The organism is Desulfatiglans parachlorophenolica (assembly GCF_055394735.1).
On record NZ_AP042460.1, the window covers coordinates 1,092,492 to 1,112,117 of the forward strand.

The 19,626-nt window shown below is 55.9% G+C and carries 18 protein-coding genes and 1 pseudogene; 13 read left to right on the forward strand and 6 right to left on the reverse strand.

Features of this window, described 5'->3' with window-relative positions:
- Positions 1-430: 430 nt before the first annotated feature.
- From ACZ500_RS05095 to ACZ500_RS05110, 4 genes and pseudogenes are all read left to right on the forward strand, one after another.
- A complete protein-coding gene (locus ACZ500_RS05095; RefSeq protein ID WP_464231438.1) occupies positions 431-601 on the forward strand; it encodes a hypothetical protein in 171 nt (56 codons plus the stop codon).
- A 151-nt stretch (positions 602-752) separates the two neighbouring features.
- Positions 753-854 (forward strand): annotated as a pseudogene (locus tag ACZ500_RS05100) (DUF488 domain-containing protein); the annotation flags it as partial.
- 368 nt (positions 855-1,222) lie between these two features.
- Positions 1,223-3,652 carry a DNA helicase RecQ gene (recQ, locus tag ACZ500_RS05105; protein WP_464231439.1) on the forward strand — a complete coding sequence of 810 codons (2,430 nt, stop codon included), beginning with the start codon at positions 1,223-1,225 and terminating at the stop codon, positions 3,650-3,652.
- Positions 3,653-4,030: 378 nt separating this feature from the next.
- Positions 4,031-6,727: an Ig-like domain-containing protein gene (locus ACZ500_RS05110; protein ID WP_464231440.1), complete on the forward strand. Its 2,697-nt coding sequence runs from the start codon at positions 4,031-4,033 to the stop codon at positions 6,725-6,727.
- A gap of 36 nt (positions 6,728-6,763) precedes the next feature.
- Here ACZ500_RS05110 and ACZ500_RS05115 read toward each other — a convergent pair whose 3' ends face one another.
- Entirely contained in the window at positions 6,764-6,934 is a 171-nt protein-coding gene (locus tag ACZ500_RS05115) for a hypothetical protein (RefSeq protein WP_464231441.1), read from the reverse strand.
- On the opposite strand from ACZ500_RS05115, the gene ACZ500_RS05120 reads away from it, so the two are divergent.
- On the forward strand, positions 6,933-8,063 hold the full coding sequence (locus ACZ500_RS05120; protein ID WP_464231442.1) for a hypothetical protein: 1,131 nt from the start codon (positions 6,933-6,935) through the stop codon (positions 8,061-8,063). The genes ACZ500_RS05115 and ACZ500_RS05120 overlap by 2 nt on opposite strands.
- Before the next feature lie 18 nt (positions 8,064-8,081).
- Here the strand turns inward: ACZ500_RS05120 and ACZ500_RS05125 are convergent, their stop codons facing one another.
- Positions 8,082-8,876, reverse strand: coding sequence for a glycosyltransferase family 2 protein (locus ACZ500_RS05125; RefSeq protein ID WP_464231443.1), 795 nt, complete (start codon positions 8,874-8,876; stop codon positions 8,082-8,084).
- A 411-nt stretch (positions 8,877-9,287) separates the two neighbouring features.
- Between ACZ500_RS05125 and ACZ500_RS05130 the strand changes: the two genes are divergently transcribed.
- On the forward strand, positions 9,288-9,503 hold the full coding sequence (locus tag ACZ500_RS05130) for a hypothetical protein (protein WP_464231444.1): 216 nt from the start codon (positions 9,288-9,290) through the stop codon (positions 9,501-9,503).
- 131 nt (positions 9,504-9,634) lie between these two features.
- Here ACZ500_RS05130 and ACZ500_RS05135 read toward each other — a convergent pair whose 3' ends face one another.
- A complete protein-coding gene (locus ACZ500_RS05135) occupies positions 9,635-10,333 on the reverse strand; it encodes a hypothetical protein (protein WP_464231445.1) in 699 nt (232 codons plus the stop codon).
- Positions 10,334-11,063: 730 nt separating this feature from the next.
- Here ACZ500_RS05135 and ACZ500_RS05140 point away from each other — a divergent pair.
- The 4 genes from ACZ500_RS05140 to ACZ500_RS05155 all read left to right on the forward strand — a co-directional run bounded on the left by ACZ500_RS05140 (position 11,064) and on the right by ACZ500_RS05155 (position 14,767).
- The gene (locus ACZ500_RS05140; protein ID WP_464231446.1) at positions 11,064-12,110 is read left to right on the forward strand and encodes a glycosyltransferase family 10 domain-containing protein; all 1,047 of its coding nucleotides are present in this window, start codon (positions 11,064-11,066) and stop codon (positions 12,108-12,110) included.
- Between the two features lie 557 nt (positions 12,111-12,667).
- Positions 12,668-13,351 (forward strand): hypothetical protein, encoded by a 684-nt coding sequence (locus tag ACZ500_RS05145; RefSeq protein ID WP_464231447.1) that lies wholly within the window; start codon positions 12,668-12,670, stop codon positions 13,349-13,351.
- Positions 13,352-13,407: 56 nt separating this feature from the next.
- Complete coding sequence (locus tag ACZ500_RS05150; protein ID WP_464231448.1) at positions 13,408-14,298, forward strand: hypothetical protein; 891 nt, start codon at positions 13,408-13,410, stop codon at positions 14,296-14,298.
- A 262-nt stretch (positions 14,299-14,560) separates the two neighbouring features.
- Positions 14,561-14,767, forward strand: coding sequence for a hypothetical protein (locus tag ACZ500_RS05155; RefSeq protein ID WP_464231449.1), 207 nt, complete (start codon positions 14,561-14,563; stop codon positions 14,765-14,767).
- A 78-nt stretch (positions 14,768-14,845) separates the two neighbouring features.
- On the opposite strand, the gene ACZ500_RS05160 is transcribed toward ACZ500_RS05155, so the two are convergent.
- The 3 genes from ACZ500_RS05160 to ACZ500_RS05170 all read right to left on the reverse strand — a co-directional run bounded on the left by ACZ500_RS05160 (position 14,846) and on the right by ACZ500_RS05170 (position 16,046).
- Entirely contained in the window at positions 14,846-15,490 is a 645-nt protein-coding gene (locus tag ACZ500_RS05160) for a nucleotidyl transferase AbiEii/AbiGii toxin family protein (RefSeq protein WP_464231450.1), read from the reverse strand.
- Entirely contained in the window at positions 15,421-15,759 is a 339-nt protein-coding gene (locus ACZ500_RS05165; RefSeq protein ID WP_464231451.1) for a DUF6922 domain-containing protein, read from the reverse strand. The genes ACZ500_RS05160 and ACZ500_RS05165 overlap by 70 nt, the downstream gene beginning before the upstream one ends.
- A 107-nt stretch (positions 15,760-15,866) precedes the next feature.
- Positions 15,867-16,046, reverse strand: a complete 180-nt coding sequence (locus tag ACZ500_RS05170) for a hypothetical protein (RefSeq protein ID WP_464231452.1) — start codon at positions 16,044-16,046, stop codon at positions 15,867-15,869.
- 691 nt (positions 16,047-16,737) lie between these two features.
- On the opposite strand from ACZ500_RS05170, the gene ACZ500_RS05175 reads away from it, so the two are divergent.
- The 3 genes from ACZ500_RS05175 (at position 16,738) to ACZ500_RS05185 (ending at position 19,560) form a co-directional block, all read left to right on the forward strand.
- Complete coding sequence (locus ACZ500_RS05175; RefSeq protein WP_464231453.1) at positions 16,738-17,943, forward strand: hypothetical protein; 1,206 nt, start codon at positions 16,738-16,740, stop codon at positions 17,941-17,943.
- A 200-nt stretch (positions 17,944-18,143) separates the two neighbouring features.
- The gene (locus ACZ500_RS05180) at positions 18,144-18,317 is read left to right on the forward strand and encodes an oxidoreductase (protein WP_464231454.1); all 174 of its coding nucleotides are present in this window, start codon (positions 18,144-18,146) and stop codon (positions 18,315-18,317) included.
- Between the two features lie 418 nt (positions 18,318-18,735).
- The gene (locus ACZ500_RS05185; RefSeq protein ID WP_464231455.1) at positions 18,736-19,560 is read left to right on the forward strand and encodes an SDR family NAD(P)-dependent oxidoreductase; all 825 of its coding nucleotides are present in this window, start codon (positions 18,736-18,738) and stop codon (positions 19,558-19,560) included.
- Positions 19,561-19,626 lie beyond the last annotated feature (66 nt).

Here is a 19,626-nt window from a genome sequence, read left to right on the forward strand (position 1 = left end):
ACAGTCAGGAAAGAGGAATGCTCATTGGTCGGCAAGTTGGTGGTCTGGAAGACCATGCATCCTACTTTTTTATGCACGGACTCCTGTTGTCTTACCGCGGCGGCACTGGTCCCCGGTACCATACCAAATGAGATGCTTTCCGAAAGGGAGGTGGGGCACTCTTTCCTGTCTGGCCATCCGGGTGGGACCATATCCATGAACGAAGATTGCAACAAAATATCTTTCCGACGCCTTGGTTTTGGTCGAACGACAAGGGAAATTGCCGACTGCACAGTATTATAGCTCAGCCCCTTCCCTCCGGATAACCTGAAAGTGAAGGTCGCTCCGCCTAAGGGCTGACGACACATTACCGCGGAATCGGCTAGCAAAGAGCACTGACCGGGATCACCCGCCCTTGTTCGTCGAGTATAGAGTTAGTTTCCATCCGGAAATGGTCTTTTTGGCCAATCTCGGCGTCAATCTGCACATTTGCTTGTGCGGCGACCACCAGGTCGCCTCCGCGCAAACGTTTGATTTCCTTGATATTGGCCAAAAATACTCATTTCCGGATGGGAAACTGGGTTCCACCGGAAAATCATTTCCGGATGGATACTACATGTAGTATCTATTGATAGCGAAAAATGGAAATCTGTACTTATAGAAAAGCAAGAAAAAATGTCGAGACTCGGACTTGGTTTTGACGTTGCCTCCATGCTGCCAGGGAGGCGGAGGGGGTGCTGGAGTTCGACCCAGAGGCCTTTGACGGGACGTGACTCCTGTGCAGCGAAGACAAACCAGAACACTGCCACCGTCGCCTGGTGGCTGAGCACCTGAGCCGACTGTGGGAAGGGGCGGAGGTTATTCACCTCGTGTGAGGTTAGCGCAAGTAGGTTTTCGTCATGGGCGGTGGCGCTTGTCGAGGCGGAGCTTTCGCGCTTCGATCGCAGGACAGGATAACTCAAAATCGGATCCCGGGATGTGTCGTGGCCAATAGCGTTATGGAATCACTGTAAAAATCCGATTTTGGAGAGGGTGGTTTTCGTAAACTGAAGACCGTGCATTTTGCCGGTAAACGAATCTCCGCGCCTTGCGTTGAGCTGCCGGCCGACGAACTGCCGGCCTTTGCGAACATAAAAGGTGGTGTGTACATGCTGGATGTGGATGACAAGACAAAAAATAGCAGAGATGTTGTAAATTCCCCTGTTTGTCGAGATACCAGCCCTTTCTATTTCAGCGTGATTGAATGAACCCGTACGATATCCTCCGAAGGTATTACGGCTATGGCGAGTTCCGCGAGCACCAACTGGAAATCATTGAAACCGTGATGCACGGAAACGATGTCTTCGTCCTGATGCCGACCGGCAGTGGCAAGTCTCTCTGTTATCAGATCCCCTCCGTTCTGCGGGAGGGGGTCGGTATTGTCGTTTCTCCGCTGATCGCACTCATGCAGGACCAGGTCGAGGCGATGCGGCAGATCGGGGTCAGGGCGGAGTGCCTGAACTCTACGCTTTCGGATGAAGAGGCCGCCCGCGCGCAGTTGCGTATCCGGAAGGGAGAAGCAGACATCCTTTACGTTGCCCCGGAGCGGTTCCTCCTCGGAGGGTTCCGGGCGTTCCTGGCCGATATGCCCATCGCACTCTTCGCCATTGACGAGGCGCACTGCGTCTCGCAGTGGGGGCATGACTTCAGGCCGGATTACCTGCGGATAGCGGAGGTCACGCGTGATTTCCCCGGTGTGCCCCGTATGGCGCTCACGGCTACCGCGGACGACATCACACGGAAGGACATTTTCGAAAAGCTCCGGCTCGGGGATGCAAAGGCCTTCATCTCGAGCTTCGACCGTCCGAACATCCTTTACCGCGTCCAACTCAAGGAAGAGCCCCGCAGGCAGTTGTTCGCCTTTCTGAAGAAGGAGCATGCGGGGGATGCCGGTTTGGTGTATGTCCGGACGCGGCGCAGTGCGGAGGAAACGGCTGCGTGGCTGCAGGAGGCGGGGGTGAACGCCCTCCCATACCATGCGGGGCTTGACGGGGAGGTTCGGCGCAGACATCTCGAACGCTTCCGGAAAGAGGAGGGCATCGTGATCGTGGGCACGGTCGCCTTCGGCATGGGGATCGACAAGCCGGACGTGCGGTTCGTGGCCCACCTCGACCCGCCGGGGAGCATGGAGGCCTATTACCAGGAGACAGGGCGCGCGGGGCGGGACGGGGAGCCGGCGGACGCATGGATGCTCTACTCGCTTGGAGATGTGGTCGCGAGGCGAAGGCTGCTCGAGGCGTCGGAAGGCGACGAGGGATTCAAGGAGATCCAGCGGAAAAAACTCGAGACCCTTCTCACCTATTGCGAAACAGCGGAGTGCCGCCGGAGGTTTCTGCTCCGGTATTTCGGGGAGAGTTATCCGGAGGATTGCTCAAACTGCGACAATTGCCTCGATGTTGCGGAGACCTGGGACGGGACGGTGCCCGCCCAGATGGCCCTTTCCTGCGTCTACCGGACAGGCCAGCGCTTCGGGGTGGTCCATTTGACGGATGTCTTGAGGGGCGCCCTGAACGACAAAGTGAAGGGGCTCGGTCATGACCGGATCAAGACCTTTGGGGTGGGAAAGGACTTCTCCGAGAAGGAGTGGCGCTCGATTTTCAGGCAGCTCCTGGCTGCGGGTTACCTGACGCCTGCCACCGGGCCGCACCCAGGCCTCAAGCTGAGCGAGAAGAGCTGGGGGGTGCTGAAGGGAGAGGTGAAGATCCGCTTCAGGCGCGATCTCCGGAGGCAGGACCGGAAAAGGTCCTCGAAGAGCTCAGCCCGGGCATCAGGGAGGACGCGCACCGATGCCGCCCTGCAGGATGCCGGAGCGAAGTCGCTCTACGACAAGCTTCAGGGCCTCAGGGTCCGAACGGCAAGGAAGTTGAGCCTCCCGCCTTTTTTCATCTTTTCGAATGCCACCTTGCGGGAGATGGCGGAGCGGAAACCGGCGAACGAGGAGGCGTTCCGTGAGATCAGCGGGGTGGGGGAGAAAAGGGCGGAGCGGTTTGGTGCGGTTTTCCTGAATGTCATTCGGGAGCACCTCGAGGGAGAGGGCGCCGGCGCAAGGGGGGAGCGCGAGGCAGAGTGTGCGATTGAGGCAAAGGCGGAGGGCATGACGGAGTCCGAGGAGCGAAAGGGCCGGATTCTCGATCTTCAGAGGGAAGGGAAGCTCGATTCAAAAGAAATCGCCGGACAGATGGGGGTTTCGCCTCCTACGGTTCAGGCGTACAAGAACCACGTGACCATGAGGACGCATCAGGCGACACCGGTTGTGGAAAAGGGGGCCGATTCCACAGGTGCGGCACCTCAGCCGCCGCCGGAGGTGGAAGAGTACGTCCGGAAGAAGATCCTGAGCCTGGGTAATCTCCAGGCGGTGGAGCGATTCTACTCCGGGGACAGCGAGCTCTGCCGATATGCCCTGCGGGTTGCCGAGGAGGTTTTACGTTCGGGCGGGGAGGGCGGCGCGGAGAGTTCGATCGAGGCGATTCGCAGGGAGCATCCCAACGCCTACCGGAAATGGAGCCCTGAGGAGGATGCGCGGCTGCGCCAAGAGCGCGCTTCCGGCGCGGATATCCGGACCGTGGCTGAGGCGCACGCCCGGAGGCCCGGGGCCGTTCAGTCGAGGCTGAAAAAACTGGGCCTGCTCGAATGATGGGGAAGCGTCGGCTCTGCCGCCCCGGGGGTTGAGGGAACCCCCATCTGTCGGTCGGATCTGACGCCGACCGGAAACAGCTTGAGCGGCAGCATGCTGAAGCGGATCGGTTTACTGAAAAAGATTCCCACTGTTTTATCGCGTGTGTCGATCTGGGCAGTATTCAGCGAAAGAGCCGGCGAAGCCAAGCAAAAATAGTCGTGTGGTTGAACTTATTGCTTATAAGGGAGGCGATAATTTCTGAAGCAATTATTTAAGTTTTGCTTATGAAAATTTTTTCTTGACTTTATGAAAAGTATCTAGTAGACGGGCTCGGAGTTATCCGCGAAAATTATTAAGACCCATTTTGTCAACACAGTAGGGGAAGGGAGATAAAACATGCTGATGAGGTTTTTTGCTTCCGTGCTGTTCTTTTCGTTCTTTATCTTGTCATCTTCCACTGCTTATTGCCAGGCGATGCTCCAAGAAGAGATCATCCAATTTTGGAACTCTCATTTCAATAAGGAATTTACCACCCCTGATTGCACGCTGACCATGCATAAAGAAGTCCTTGCAACCTCGGATCAGGACGAATGCTTCAAGGAGATTGGCCTTCCTTACCCTGCCGGACCGCCCTGCAACGAAGGACAAGCCAAACTGAACCAGGCTTATCTGTTCAGCATGGTCAAAACCAGGTCAGACATCTGGTTCGGGACAAGTGCCAATCAGTTCTGCACTGTGCTGGGAACCTATATCGCAACCATCAACCAGATGATTCCCATTGAGGATTTCGCTCTGAAGACTGAATCTTTCGTCTGCGAATTCGGATTCAGTTCATTCAAAAATCAATTCGTCCCGACCAATCCAAACCTATCCGAACTCCCTGATTCGCTCGGCGACTGGCGGCCGCCGAAAATTTTCGTTTACAACACCCAAACCAAGGTAAGAACCGACAAGACCCCCAACGACCCGCTGGTCCAGGATACCCTCGGTATCCGCGCTTCCGGCGCCCTCAGCAATATCGTGATCCTGGGTGGTCCTAACCTCATCGCGAGTTTTTTTCAGGGTGACCCGAGCCTCATCGATCACGCCGCCATCAATCTGTTCGCGTTCAAAGCCGACACAGGCGAATACCTCGGGTCCAAGGCGTTTCCGGAGTATCTGGATATCCGGAAGTGGATCGTGGCCGGGGATTGCCTTTACTCGGCCGTCAGATCCAAAGATGGAAAGGGGCGGGTGCTCAAGTGGATCGGAGATTCCAATTCGACCGATATCAACGAACTCCTGAAGTTCGAGGAAGTCGGCCGTCTGGATGCAGAAGGAGCGGAGCTGACCGTTCTGGACGGGCGCCTGTTTGTAAGCACATGGGCCACTCCGACCGATGAGGCGACATCCGGCATCTACATGAGCCCCTTGATACCGCCTGGAGGTCTCACCGGCGCGCACATGGAGAGTTGGACCAAGATCTGGGGTGCCGAGAACTATGAGCCCGACCCTGTCCTGGCCAGAGCCTACTTCATGGGTGCCATGACCGCCTACGATGGCTATGTCTACTGGGGCACCATCAATTTCCCTCTTGTTTCCTTCCTTACTCACATGATGGTCTATGAACCGACCGAGACCGAGGACCTTATTCTCGCGTTTCTTGGGAGCTGGCGGAATATCAGTATCTTTCGCGCAAAAGGTTTCCCGGATAACCCCGTTATAGAGGTGGTCAACGGTCTTGACATGCTGCCGGCCTATTCACCTGCCGACAAGACGTGGAGCCTTCAGCCCAACCGGACCGGCCCCGTGCTATATGGCCTTTCAGGTTTTGGCAATATATTCAACAGTTACACCTGGACCATGGAAGTCTATGGCGGCCAGTTGTACGTCGGGACCATGGACTGGAGTTTCATGGCCTATGATGTCGGCAAAATGTTGTTCGATACCATCTTTGATGACTGCGAGGAATGCAGGGAGAAGATCACGGCCTTTGTCGAAGGTTTCCTTGCAGACCACCCTGAAATCGAACAGAACGCGGACCTGTTGAATATGTTTCTTGGTGCCGATCTGTGGCGGTTCTCCCGATCCGATGTACACGCCCTGCCCGAAAGCCTGAACGGTTTGGGAAACTATGCCGCTTATGGGCTCCGCAACATGCTCGTCGATGACGGTCTATACATCGGCACAGCAAATGTCGCTAACCTGCTGGCGGATACATCCGCTATCCCCCATGGGGGATGGGAGCTGATCCGCCTCACGGAGCTCGCGGTCACGGTGGAGACTGACAAGACGAGTATCTCCGCCGACGGATTGTCCACTGCAACAATCACTGCCCTCGTGACCCACGGCGACGGTATCCGCGTGCCGGATGGGACGAGCGTAACATTCAGTACGGATCATGGCTCCTTTGCTTCGCCATCGATCACAACCACTACGGTCAACGGTGTCGCTACCGCGACTCTGACCTCCGAGGCGAGCGGAGACGTGCTCGTGGCGACCGTCATCGCGAGGGTATGCGGTGTCCGGAACGGAGTGGCTGTCTTCTTCATCCCAGACGACACTCCAGGCGGCGTGGATGGCATTCATACCGTGGAGATTATTGGTTCCGGCAGCACCGAGGATACGACTCCCGGGATTGTTGAAGTGGCAGTCAAAAGCCTGCTGCATACCTTGTCTCACTACGTTACAACTGCTCAGTACACCGACAATCCGTGCAGCGGTGCTCTGCCAAACGCCCAAAGCTACTGGGACGTACACTTGGACGACGTGTTCGAGTTGGAAGAGGTCAAAATAACCTTCAGCCCCGCCCAACGCGGGGACAAGATCTACTTTTGCGGGTACTCCGGCTGGCGCCTATGTTCATCTCAAACCTATCGAAACGGCGGCATCGAGGTGACGATCAACTCCTGTACGAACCCCGATCTAATGGCACTTTCGGGGCTACCTTTTGCTCTGGCAGGATCAAACACCCCTCTGGCTATGCCTGTTCCCACGATGACAGGATATGGCCTTGTGTTCATGGCACTGCTCGCCGCCGGCCTGGCCTGCTGGATCCTGCTTAGTCGCCGTTCCAGGCGAAAGATAGGATCGAAAGAGGCGCACTCACTGTAAGGAAAGCATCAGCGGAAAATTCCGTTCGTGATCCGCTCATGCGACCTGCCACCGGATGTGTCCGCGCAACGACACATCCGGTGGGTTGCCGCCGATTGGCCGCCGCCTTGAGATGCCCTTGCCGTAGTTTCTTTCACCCTGATGGAGTAGGTAGTATCCATCCGGAAATGATTTCGCGGTAGAACTCAGTTTCGGAGGGATGGCCATGGTTCTCCTGGGCATTCTGCTGTTTCCCGTTTATGCCGGGGTTCTCCCTTACTACGAAAACGGCCTGTTCGGACTTCTCCTCGTCATCTTCGCCCTCCAGATCATTTCCATGGGAAGGACCCCTTTCGGCGACCTTAAGCGGACCAGAACCCTCATGTTTTGCGGGGTAACCGTGGCTACCGTCGGGATTGTCACCTGCTTCATCCCGGATGTCCTGGGACATGTTCCCCGGATGCTCCTCATCCTGTTCTTCGGAGCGGGCGGCCTCGTCCTTCTGCTGCAGATGATCATCGTCAAAGGCCAGGGACGGCTCTGGCGCACCTACGGCAGCATCTTCAATCAGCTCATCTTCGCATCCTGTGCGGTCTATCTCGTGCAGATTCTGATTGCGGTGCTGATTTTCAAACCGAACCTCGTGCCGGGTTTTTTCGTCGCTTCCGCCGCCCTTCTCTATGGTTTTGCGCTCGTCTACCTAGTCTGGGTGCTGCAGAAAATCACACGACGCTATCCGCTGGCCGGCCAGTTGCCGGATTCCCATGCAGGCCTTTCTTTGGACAACGCCATGCTCCTGCTGATGGGTGTTTTCATGCTGCTCCTGGGGCTTCTGCTCCTGCCGGTGAGTCTCGGCCTCATCCCGTTTTCCCCGAGCGCCCAGCTTGGTCTTCTGATGGTCCTGTTCGGCATCCAGATGCTGGCGGTCGGCAGCACACCTATCGGGGCCTTCGAGAGGAGTTGGCTTATTGTTCTGCTCGGGTTCGTCTTCGGTGGGCTTGGAGTCGTTTCCTGCATCATCCCCGATATCCTGGTTGCACCGCTTACCCTCATGGTCGGTATCCTCAACATGGCCGGAGGCATGATCACGATTGCAAAGGTCAGCGTTCCGTTGCTGAAGGAGAGAAAGGCCGGCGGGCCGATCCCGCCGATCCGCATCAAGGTCGACTCGGCGCTTCTCGTCATGAACATCTTGACCATTCTATTCGGGATAACGATGCTCATTTCCAACCTGATCCCGGGGCTGGTTCTTGGGGGCGTCCTCGCTGCCAACGGGTGTGTCCTGCTCTACCTGCTCTATCAGCTCGAAAGCTTGAAAAAGTTCCAAGGACAAGGGGGGGACGCCGTAGCGTCTTAGGAGAAGGTCGATCTCCGATCATTTCACAAGGGATGTGCTTCGTGTGGCGCAGTTGTTCAGAGTGCATTGCTCGGAAGAGTATCGGGCACGGACTGAGGATGCGGACGGGCAAGGGACCATGAGGCCTTCCCCTGTGCCGGTTGAGGATAGATTTAGGCTCACCATAATTTTGGACACTCGAAGCCAAAGATCGCGATCTTCGATAAAAGGTGCAGTTTCCCTGTAGTAACCGGATTTCTCCAACAATTCCTTGCGTAAAATAACCGTTGGATGAGGCACAGGCGTCCCGAAGAGCAGTCTCCAGGCTGTACTCAAGGGTTGTGTTGGCAGCGGCACCAAGGTGGATTCTTCTTTGTCTTGGATAAAGCTCTCATGCCAGGAGCCCAGCACACCTACCTCGGGGTGGTTTTCGAGAAAGGCGACCTGCCGCTCGAGCCGAGTGGGCAAACTGATGTCATCTGCATCCATGCGCGCTAATAAAGGTCCCTGTGCCAACCGGCTTGCCCTATTCAGGGCGTGGATCAACCCCTTGTTCTCCTGATGGTGAACCGTGATGCGGCGGTCAATATGGGAATAATGTTCCAGTATATCCAAGCTGGCGTCTGTCGACCCGTCATTGATGATGAATTCGAAATCGCGGAAGGTTTGATTGAGAATGCTTTCCACCGCCTCTGATAGGTACGGGGCGGCGTTGTAGACGGGCATGATGACGCTGACCGGTCTGGGTGTTTTTATATCGGAGCCATACCTCTCTTTGCAAATAACGGGGTCTTGGAAGTCGATGATATCATCATGTCGAAGGCTGGTTGTCAAGGCCCCGGGTCAGTGTCCCGCTTCAATGTCCCGCCGGGCTGGTGCAGCGACCTGTAAACCGTTTCCGAGCTGCAGCGCTACGTAGCGTAACCGGCCTGGGCATGGCTACATCCAGTGGAAGGCCTACAGCGCAATGGTTCTTTCTCTTTGCATGGGGAACGCTGAGCCCTATGCTGACAGAAGGAAGTGCCGATTTCATCACAGGGGGGCATCAAAGGAAGGCATGTTTACGTCGTAGGTTCAATGCATCAGCGCTTTTGGCTGCTGTGCTTTTCTTGATCTACGAACCGGCCGCATGGGGCAATCCGGGAGGCGCGGTCTTGGTCAACGGACGAGTTCATCGGATATGGGGCGGTTAAGGAAACATCAAACACATGGCTGGTCAACGACTTGCCCAACCTTCAAGAGGCCATGGAGAACAGAGAAACGATCGTCTACGAGCGGGATGGACTCTATGCCGAGGTGGACTTCGGAAACAAAACGTGGTTGACCAGCTTCAGACAGGATTCCTTCGACCCGAGGCAGAGGCCGATCAGGGGGAACGTACGTATCAAGGCACTGGTGGAGAGGAGGCCTGGGGCTTTTCTCCCATCCCGCTCGGAAATTTCTCATCTCAACTGTGGCTGAAAGATTAACGGCCACATTCTTCAGACGTTCACTCTGGCCCCTTCGGGGGCCATTTCTTTTCAAAGTCCAAGGGATTCCGGCCGGGCGGCAAACCCTTACTCAGTGCTTTGCGCGGCCATCCCGCATTGACATCATTTGTAGGCGGTTGGTATCCCTGCTGATTGAAATGCGGGTTGTTTCAGCAGCGAATTCAGATCCGCTTTGAATTCCTGCATGATCATGTAAACGGATCCGGCAATGGATTCAGCCTTTGTGGACGGGAGGTCAAATTTCATCTTGGAGCATGGGTGGTTGTAGTCGGCCATGTAGGTCTTCTCGAATACTAGTTCGCCGGTTTTCACGTCGGTCAGTTTCAGATCCATGTGAGCTGTTCCGACGACATAGGTTTCTGTGCAGCCGTAGATCAACCCTCCCACTGCACCCGTCAACGCGCTGAGGAGAACTGTTGTGGCGGCGATCTCGTCTCCATCCGGACACTCCCATTGCAGCATGAGAAGATCCAGATCCGCATGCAGGTCAATAGGGCTTGATTCTGTAGATTGTGGCGTGTTCGCAGCCTTGGGATCGAGTCGCACGACGCGTTTGAAGAGGCCGGTGCTCATCATTTCGTGCTCGATGATGCGATCGATCTCCTCGACCGGCTGTTGTTCGAAGATGGCGTCGATGCCGGTGTCACCCTGCCGCCTGTCATCCAGTTTTTCCAGGCTGATCGTGATGGTTCCGGAGGGGTTTGCGCTGATGGCCGGATGATTGTAAAGAAAAGGCGTCTTGGTTGCGCAGGCGTTGCAGAGGAAAAGGGCCGCCATTATGAACAGCAGGTTTCTTGCCATGATAAAGCTCCCTATTTGCAGTTTCAGGATAAGGTGATAGTGTTCCTGGTTGATAGAAGACCGCGCGGTGACCCACAGGCTGCTTCCGCACAAACGATTGATTTCCTGGTTCTAAACCAAACCGCGACCTGCCGCCGAAGGGTTGGACTGAGTGGCGAAGCCGGTCAGGGAAAATCCTCGTTTCCGGACCGGGATCTGGATCATCGCTCGCCATCCTTTCTAGATAGTCTCCATCCGGAAATGATTTCCCGGTACAACCCAGTTTCCAATCCGGAAATGAGGATTTTTTGCCAATATCAAGGAAATCAAGCGTTTGCGCGGAGGCGACCTGGTGGTCGCCGCACAAGCAAACGTGCAGATTGACGCTGAGATTGGCAAAAAAGACCATTTCCGGATGGAAACTGGATAAACACCAGGCAGGTTTTCCGAGTCCGGAATCATTCGCAACGGCGATTTTGGCGACGCAAATTGCGTGCCAGGACCATTTTGATTTCAATAGGATAGGAGGTGTGCGGATGGGGGAGAGGCCACAGCATATGGCCAAGCATCCAAAAGAGCGATAGGTTTTTATCTCGATGCGTTTCTTCGACAAGGGCGCGGGTAGATGAAGGAAGCGGAGAAAGGAACGGCAGCGCTTTGTGCTGTTGAGGGAAACTGCACAGATTCCTATGCGTGAGTTCATGGAATATGCACAGTGACCCCTCTGATTTTGAAGGAGGTTCAGAATTCTTTGGAGAATGAGCGTCCGGTGCTGCGTGTAGATTTCGCAAGATGGTGGCCGAATTTCAACCCCGAGCATAACTTTCTGGTCAATGCCCTGCGGATGCACTTCGATGTCCAGGTTGGGGCCAGTCCGGATATCCTGTTCTTTTCAGTGTTCCAGGGTGAATGGCCGGCAGGCGACTACCTGAAGGTTTTTTATACGGGTGAAGCACGCCGCCCGGATATGTCGGCAGCCGACTGGGCCTTTTCCTATGAATGTGATGAAGAGTTTCGTCATCCTCGTCATCTCAGGGTGCCGTTGTACGCCATCGAGATCGACGGCCGCGCTTTCCGCGATGACTGGGGGCGCGAGTTGATCAAGACGGGGGATTACGCTGACCGGATCATGGCGGAGGGGCGTGAGGGTTTTTGCGCCTACGTCGCCTACAAAGATGCCTGGACCCGTTGCGCCATGTTCGACCGATTGGCGGCGTACCGCAGGGTCGTCGCGCCGGGGCGCAGCCGCAGCAACGCGGCGCCCATTTCTGACGGGGATCCTGAAAAATCAAGGATGAACGATGAATTTCAAGCGCTCAAATGCAGCTTTTTCCAAACGTTCCGGTTCGCCCTGGTCTTCGAGAACTGCAGTTATCCCGGTTACACCTCGGAGAAGCTGGTCGACGCCATGAGGGCGGGCTGCATTCCGATCTACTGGGGCAATCCGGCGGTGGTGCGGGAATTCAACCCGCGCAGCTTCGTCAATGTCAATGACTACGAGGCCGAGGAATCCGCCCGCTGTCCCAGGTGGCTCAAACGGTTTCCCTTCCTATACAAGCGGTTTTGGAAATATCATATCATGCCCCGCGCCATGGATCGGGCGGCGGCCGTGGTGCGGGAAATCGACCGCAACCCTGAAGTACGGCGTGCGGTGCTCGCGGAACCCTGGTTTCATAACAACCGACCCAACCGGTATTTCGATCCGGCGCCGCTCATCCGCCGGATGCGGGAGATCGGAGAGGCCGCGCTGGTGAGGAAAGTGGCTCGCCAGAAGGGCCCCCCCAAGATTGGGGCATGAGAGCGAAACCGGCGCGCAAGAATTCATAGGATCAGCAGACATTCGGGAGAACCGGTGGTCTGGAGACACCGTTTAAGGGTCTGTAATAGTTGATGAAACTGATTGATTTGCACCGTGAAATAGAAAACCGGACCTCTGCAGGAAGAAGGCAATATATTGGGGACGGTGCAAAATCCCGGTCAGGCTGTTTGCTGTGCTCGTTCCTGTCCGGAAATGGTTTATCCAGAACGACCCGGTGTGCAATCCGGAAATGTCGGGAATACGGATGAACGGGTGGGACGTCGGAACAGGAGGATAAGGTATATGGCCGTTCACCGAATCTCGGGCGGGCCACCGGGGGCCCGCCGCACGCCCCCTTGGCCTCTTCGTGCCTGTATGCTGGTTTTGTGCATGTGGCTGGGCTGCAGTATGGCGGCGGCTGGCACGTTTCAGGCGGGACCTTCGATGGGTTGATCCTTCAATGAGTAAGTGCAGCGGAATCTTCAGCCAGTTTCGAGGCGGCCCGGCGTTTTTGATGCACACCGCTTCCAAGGCGCAAATCGGGGGTTGTGCAAACCATGACATGGCGAAGATCGAAAGTCCTTGATCTGCTTGGATCGACAGGCCCAGGGCGCTGGACCCTGCAGGCTCTGAACCGGAGGCGTATCGATACCTGGCGGAAGAAAGGGTGCCCGTTTCGTACACCCCATGCTTACAAGCAGTCGCTGGTCTGTGATTACGCGCGGCGCTTCGGCCTTCGGGTTTTTGTCGAAACCGGCACGCAGTATGGGGATATGGTGTTCGGCGTTATGAAGCATTTTGAGCACCTTTACAGCATTGAGCTTGACCCTGACCTCTTCGCTTTCTGCCTGAAACGGTTTGCTTCGGCGCCCCACGTTGCCCTTGTGCAGGGTGACAGCGCAGAAAAGACAGGCGAAATTCTTGCCGAGATTCAAACCGATGTGTTGTTTTGGCTCGATGCGCATTATTTCCGCTACGGGAGATCAGCCCGTGGTCCCAAGGAGACGCCCGTGCTCGAGGAATTGGAGGCAATCCTCTCCCAGCGCGATAGGAGGCACGTCATCCTCGTGGATGACGCCCATTGCTTCATCCCTGGACGTGGATTTCCTTCCCTGGAAACGCTCAGAGATTTTGTCTCGAAAACCGGAAACGATCTATCGTTCACCGTTCTGCACGATGTGATCAGGATCCTCCCGGAAAGAATGGATCCGGGCGGCCGGACCATGAGAACTCTCCCATGAGGGGCTTCATCTCATGGTTGCATACGTTGCACTTTCGCCGGGAGGAATGCCGCCGGGTGGAACGGGACGTGATCGCCCAAAGGTTTTTCAGCTACGTGCGCGTAGGGTTTGACCAAATAACCCTGGAGCTTTTGCCTGGGCACCGAATCGGCAGGGGGGCTGGTGAGCTCGAGCGGCGCTGGCGCTTGATGTCCCGGCACGGCGAAGTGCGACTTGTGATCTCCGGCAAACGAGGCGTCATCTGCGAACTGCACTCATGCGGAGAGGGCAGGTGGCGCGGCAGGTGGCTGCACTATGAAAAAATGGACGTGCTGTTGAACCCCGCCAGCGCAAGCCGCCGAGCCGGGCTGCGGGCCAAGATACGCGCTCACCCGTTTTTCCAACAGCGGACTGGAGGTGGCACCGCCTACTGCCTCATCCAAAGCTACAGAAGAACGGTCGCATTCAATCCATCTGACAAAAAGCTGTTGGCCGTGGCGTCGGCGGGTGATGCGCCGCTGCCGTTCGGCCGCGCAAGAGGTCGGCTCAGCGACGAGGTGATTTTTTTCAGGCTTCAGGACAAGACAAACGGAAGGGATTACTGGGCCAAGAAATATTCCTTCGATCAGGAAAAACAGCTGGAACTCGAGATGGAGCTTTACACGGAACTGGCAAGGCTGGACACCCGGGCGGTTCTGCCCGTCGATTATGAGCAGCGGTTCGGTCTTGTCTTCGATTTTGACGAGGAGCTTTTTAAAGGTCAAGTGATGCATGTTGACCACGCAGAAGCCTGCTGCAGCCCTCAGGACGGGCGCGCGGTCAAGGATTTTGCGGGAACTGTGGTACACCATCCCACTCTTGGCAGCCTGCCCATCGGCCATCTTGCGGATTTCCAGATCGTATCGACATCCCGAGGCCTTCGCTTCATCGATTTCACCATCAGGCCCGAGCATTGGTGGATGCTTTGAAACCCTCCAGCTAGGAGCGTTCAGGGTTGTGAGCGCCTGGTTCGAGGCCGGAGTGAGAAAGTAGAAAAGCGCGGCAACTCCTTGTAGCGGAGGGATTGACCACGTTGCTCGCCGAGCATTGCCCCGATGGCCCCCGGCGAAAGGCCGCAAGACGGTCCTGATTTCACCGACCGAGCAGGCAAAGCCGATCAGAGAACTGGCCACGGGCCGACTGCCCTTTTCTCAGGCACCCTTGTCGGTTTTGAGGGAACTGATGTTTGTCATGAAGACCGAACGTGGGATCCTCTTCGGGAAGACCCGGTCCGTCACAGACGGCCACGGGAATTTTGTCCTGGGCTGGTTCGTGGGCTATGTCGTAAGCGAGGACGGCACATACAGCTTCGCCTGCGCCGCAAAGGGGGAGAACACCATGAGAAAAGAGGCCCGTGCCATAGTGGAGACGGTTCTAAAGGAAAAAGAGTTGCTATAGAGGTCTCGCGCTTAATAGACGCCTCCTATCTACAGATTAGGCCGGTTTATGGCGCCACGCTGTAATTGGGTCTGGAATTCAGCAAATCTCATGGGCGATTTGCTTGACCTCTGCTATAAGGGTTTCTTTCACGCCATTCCAGTCAATATCCCAGAACACAACAGGATCGGGTTCAAGATCCGCTGCTTCAAAATCCACAAGCCCTTTGAGGAACAGCAGTTTACTGAACCTGATGCCTTGCCCCTCTAAAATGAATTCATCGATCAGCGCCTTAAGGGAAATCGTGTGTCTTGTGAGACAGAAGAGGTCCACGAAATCTTTTCTGCAGCCCCTGCTTCCAATGGTCAGGAGTTTCATGCGGCCTATGTCGGCGGCATCTGCCATCTTTAGATTATTGATCTCCGGAAGGATGGATCCTATCAACCGCTTCAAAGGAATGGTTTCGCTTAATAAATCGACCTTAAACCGCTGAACAACCAGTTCCGTGTGTCGAGGCGTCTGATTGAGAACCGTGACTGCCAGTCCCAGCTCCTTCAGTTCACTGATGATCGCCATTGGACTAAAGACTTCCCGAAAAAAAAAGTCCAGGTCATCGGACCTTCGGTGTCCCAATTGGAGTGCCAGCGCTGTTCCGCCCCCTAAATATCCGCTCCTCAATTCCAGGGATCGATCGAGGCGCTTGAGCAATCGGTATAAGCCGTCGGATATCGTCTTGGGGTACATGATCCCTTATCAATTTCAAAAAAAAGGCTCCAGAAGATACGCGAGCGCTTGGAGATAGATCGACTGTTCCTCAGAACCCGAACCAATTCGTCACGGTCGTAATTTTTCAGGAGAAACCGGAATGCGTTTTCGTCGCCATGTTCCATGAGACGGCTGATGATGAAGTGGGCTGATTCCACCACGGAAAGTCTGTCAAAATCCACATCCCAGAAAAAGATCCGGATATCGTGTGGTAACTGCTCTGAGGCAGGTCTTTTCCGGCTCACCATATCCGATTGCAGACAGCTCTCATCCATTGCAAATTCCTGCTAGGTCTCACAGCGTGGGTGGGTGATTAAATGTCGTCTCGAGAGAAAAAGTATAGATGATAATGCCTTTAGAGACAAGATAAATGGTCTCCATCCGGAAATGATTTCCCTATAAAACCCAGTTTCCAATCCGGAAATGAGGATTTTTGGCCAATATCAAGGAAATCAAGCGTTTGCGCGGAGGCGACCTGGTGGTCGCCGCACAAGCAAACGTGCAGATTGACGCCGAGATTGGTCAAAAAGACCATTTCCGGATGGAAACTAAATGGTAAAAAGGAGCTTAAGGGTGAAGTGGACCCCAAGTACGGGCCCAGTTTTCCAGAGAGTTAAGGTGTAAGAACTCCCATTTCACTCCGACTGTTCGTTAGTCGGGGCTTGGCCTCGCCTCGCGGAGCTCAGCCGAGGCGCACGCCAGGAGGCCCGGGGCCGTTCAGTCGAGGCTGAAAAAACTGGGCCTGCTCGAATGATGGGGAAGCGTCGGCTCTGCCGCCCCGGGGGGTGAGGGAACCCCCATCTGTCGCTCGGACCTGACGCCGACCGGAAACAGCTTGAGCGGCAGCATGCTGAAGCGGATCGGTTCGGGCCTTATGTGCGAAATAGCTGCGCCGGATTGCAAAGAGATCGTAGAGCACTTGACCGGGAATGATGTTTCGAGCTGGAAACAGGGAAAAAGGCTGTGGTTTCCGGTGGGTTATCATAAACGGCCGAAGCGTATTTACCATAAAAGAGCCAATAAACTGTTTCATAATATTTAGAGTGAGGAACTACTTGACGTCGGACCGCACTATGATGCTATGATCAGCTGACTTCACGAAAATCCTGACAAAGGCGAGCCAATGATGTCGGACCGTTTGTTTGAGTAAACCCAGGTTCCATGCGGGAGCCCTTCCGGCAAGGGCTTCTGCCGTGATACCTTTGGGCCGAACGGGAAGGAAACGGATGAGGGAATCCAGGTTGCTTCAGGCGGCCGACCTTTCGCTGGAAGTCGTCATCCTCCTCTTCGGAGGGATGGCCATGGTTCTCCTGGGCATTCTGCTGTTTCCCGTTTATGCCGGGGTTCTCCCTTACTACGAAAACGGCCTGTTCGGACTTCTCCTCGTCATCTTCGCCCTCCAGATCATTTCCATGGGAAGGACCCCTTTCGGCGACCTTAAGCGGACCAGAACCCTCATGTTTTGCGGGGTAACCGTGGCTACCGTCGGGATTGTCACCTGCTTCATCCCGGATGTCCTGGGACATGTTCCCCGGATGCTCCTCATCCTGTTCTTCGGAGCGGGCGGCCTCGTCCTTCTGCTGCAGATGATCATCGTCAAAGGCCAGGGACGGCTCTGGCGCACCTACGGCAGCATCTTCAATCAGCTCATCTTCGCATCCTGTGCGGTCTATCTCGTGCAGATTCTGATTGCGGTGCTGATTTTCAAACCGAACCTCGTGCCGGGTTTTTTCGTCGCTTCCGCCGCCCTTCTCTATGGTTTTGCGCTCGTCTACCTAGCCTGGGTGCTGCAGAAAATCACACGACGCTATCCGCTGGCCGGCCAGTTGCCGGATTCCCATGCAGGCCTTTCTTTGGACAACGCCATGCTCCTGCTGATGGGTGTTTTCATGCTGCTCCTGGGGCTTCTGCTCCTGCCGGTGAGTCTCGGCCTCATCCCGTTTTCCCCGAGCGCCCAGCTTGGTCTTCTGATGGTCCTGTTCGGCATCCAGATGCTGGCGGTCGGCAGCACACCTATCGGGGCCTTCGAGAGGAGTTGGCTTATTGTTCTGCTCGGGTTCGTCTTCGGTGGGCTTGGAGTCGTTTCCTGCATCATCCCCGATATCCTGGTTGCACCGCTTACCCTCATGGTCGGTATCCTCAACATGGCCGGAGGCATGATCACGATTGCAAAGGTCAGCGTTCCGTTGCTGAAGGAGAGAAAGGCCGGCGGGCCGATCCCGCCGATCCGCATCAAGGTCGACTCGGCGCTTCTCGTCATGAACATCTTGACCATTCTATTCGGGATAACGATGCTCATTTCCAACCTGATCCCGGGGCTGGTTCTTGGGGGCGTCCTCGCTGCCAACGGGTGCGTCCTGCTCTACCTGCTCTATCAGCTCGAAAGCTTGAAAAAGTTCCAAGGACAAGGGGGGGGCGCCGTAGCGTCTTAGGAGAAGGTCGATCTCCGATCATTTCACAAGGGATGTGCTTCGTGTGGCGCAGTTGTTCAGAGTGCATTGCTCGGAAGAATATCGGGCACGGACTGAGGATGCGGACGGGCAAGGGACCATGAGGCCTTCCCCTGTGCCGGTTGAGGATAGATTTAGGCTCACCATAATGGCAGGACAAAAACGGTGGAAAGGGTTAGAAAATGTACGAGATTTTGAACAGCCCCATCGACATCGGGCGACTGACACTGAAAAACCGTGTTGCCATGACGGGCATGGGAACGAATCTCGCGGCGCCGGAGGGGGGCGTGAGCGACGACATTATCGCCTTCTACGAAGAGAGGGCGAAGGGAGGCCATAGGCCTCATCATTACTGAGATCACGCGGGTGATGGACAGCCACGGCGCGGGGATGCCCAATCAGCTTGCCCTCCGCAAACCTTCGGACCCCTGGCGCGTTTCACATGCTCAATTGGGATTCGGACGTCGGGCGTAAGGAAGGCGTTTTCTACAACTTTCGCAATCTCCGGTGCGAATGCCTCAACGATGTTTACGGGATAGAGCACGCACGCATCAACAAGCTCGAATTCGAGCCATCTGTATAAACGATCCGAGGTGCGAACTCGCTCCGAAGCGTCTGCTCGGCGCATTCCTGAACGATAACGACAACTATCAGACAGCTTCTTCCATCTGTTATGAATACAGGCCGGAAGAAACGCGGCTTCTGATGCCGCATGCTTTCAACGGTTATGATGGGTGGATGTTCGGCGACGTCGAAAGATAAGGAGGATAAAAAATGAAAGAATATTATATGGACAAAGTAGCCGCCGTGACCGGCGGCGCCTCAGGAATCGGGCTGGCGCTGGTGGAGGCTATGCTGGAGATAGGTGCAAAGGCAGTAACCATGGCCGACATCAACGAAACCAATCTGGCGAAACACGTGGAGCGCCTGAGCGGGCGGTATCCCGGCAAGGTGCAGGGCGTAAGGACCGACGTGACCCGAGAGGAGAGCGTCAAAGCCATGGTGGATAGCGCGGCGGCCTTCGGCGGCGGCCGTCTGGACCTGCTGTTCAACAACGCCGGCCTTGGCCTCGGCGGCGCCTTCGACGACCTGGGGAATGACGACTGGGCCAAGGCCTTCGCCATCAATTTCTACGGGGCGCTCTATGGGATCCGAGCAGCGCTGCCCTATATGAAGGGGGCAAGAAGTGGACATATCTGTAACACCGCCTCCGGCATCGCCTTCGTGAATTTTCCTCTGCAGAGCATGTATGCCGCTACGAAAGCGGCGCTGTTGGGCATGACCAACTCGCTGCGCTATGAGTATTGGGATGATGGTGTCCGCTTTTCCACGGTCATTCCAGGCACTGTCGCCACCGCCATTTGGGAAGGGGCGGGCGGGGCGCCGGCCGGGGCCATCACGCCGGAGGAATGTGCAGCGGCGGTGCTCAAGGGCGCGGGGGAGAACAGGCGCGTCATCTTTGTCACCGAGGACGACCGGAGCGGCTGCGTCAACATGGCCCTGGGAGCGGCCTATATGCCGAGCACGGATGCATTCTTGAATACCTACCTGCTGGGAGTCGCCCGGGCCAGGAAGGCCGGAGATTTTACATCGATATAGCCCTGCAGGCGAGCAGCGGCCGATGTGTGACCGAAGCGGTTGCCTGCGAAGCCCCTCCGCGGCGGT

Bases quoted from the DNA above. Each gene is read 5' to 3' on its own strand.
- ACZ500_RS05095 (WP_464231438.1), top strand. From the start codon at position 431: ATGGTCTTTTTGGCCAATCTCGGCGTCAATCTGCACATTTGCTTGTGC.
- recQ (WP_464231439.1), top strand. From the start codon at position 1,223: ATGAACCCGTACGATATCCTCCGAAGGTATTACGGCTATGGCGAGTTC.
- ACZ500_RS05110 (WP_464231440.1), top strand. From the start codon at position 4,031: ATGCTGATGAGGTTTTTTGCTTCCGTGCTGTTCTTTTCGTTCTTTATC.
- ACZ500_RS05120 (WP_464231442.1), top strand. From the start codon at position 6,933: ATGGTTCTCCTGGGCATTCTGCTGTTTCCCGTTTATGCCGGGGTTCTC.
- ACZ500_RS05115 (WP_464231441.1), bottom strand. From the start codon at position 6,934: ATGGCCATCCCTCCGAAACTGAGTTCTACCGCGAAATCATTTCCGGAT.
- ACZ500_RS05130 (WP_464231444.1), top strand. From the start codon at position 9,288: ATGGAGAACAGAGAAACGATCGTCTACGAGCGGGATGGACTCTATGCC.
- ACZ500_RS05135 (WP_464231445.1), bottom strand. From the start codon at position 10,333: ATGGCAAGAAACCTGCTGTTCATAATGGCGGCCCTTTTCCTCTGCAAC.
- ACZ500_RS05145 (WP_464231447.1), top strand. From the start codon at position 12,668: ATGACATGGCGAAGATCGAAAGTCCTTGATCTGCTTGGATCGACAGGC.
- ACZ500_RS05155 (WP_464231449.1), top strand. From the start codon at position 14,561: ATGAAGACCGAACGTGGGATCCTCTTCGGGAAGACCCGGTCCGTCACA.
- ACZ500_RS05160 (WP_464231450.1), bottom strand. From the start codon at position 15,490: ATGTACCCCAAGACGATATCCGACGGCTTATACCGATTGCTCAAGCGC.
- ACZ500_RS05165 (WP_464231451.1), bottom strand. From the start codon at position 15,759: ATGGTGAGCCGGAAAAGACCTGCCTCAGAGCAGTTACCACACGATATC.
- ACZ500_RS05170 (WP_464231452.1), bottom strand. From the start codon at position 16,046: ATGGTCTTTTTGACCAATCTCGGCGTCAATCTGCACGTTTGCTTGTGC.
- ACZ500_RS05175 (WP_464231453.1), top strand. From the start codon at position 16,738: ATGAGGGAATCCAGGTTGCTTCAGGCGGCCGACCTTTCGCTGGAAGTC.
- ACZ500_RS05180 (WP_464231454.1), top strand. From the start codon at position 18,144: ATGTACGAGATTTTGAACAGCCCCATCGACATCGGGCGACTGACACTG.
- ACZ500_RS05185 (WP_464231455.1), top strand. From the start codon at position 18,736: ATGAAAGAATATTATATGGACAAAGTAGCCGCCGTGACCGGCGGCGCC.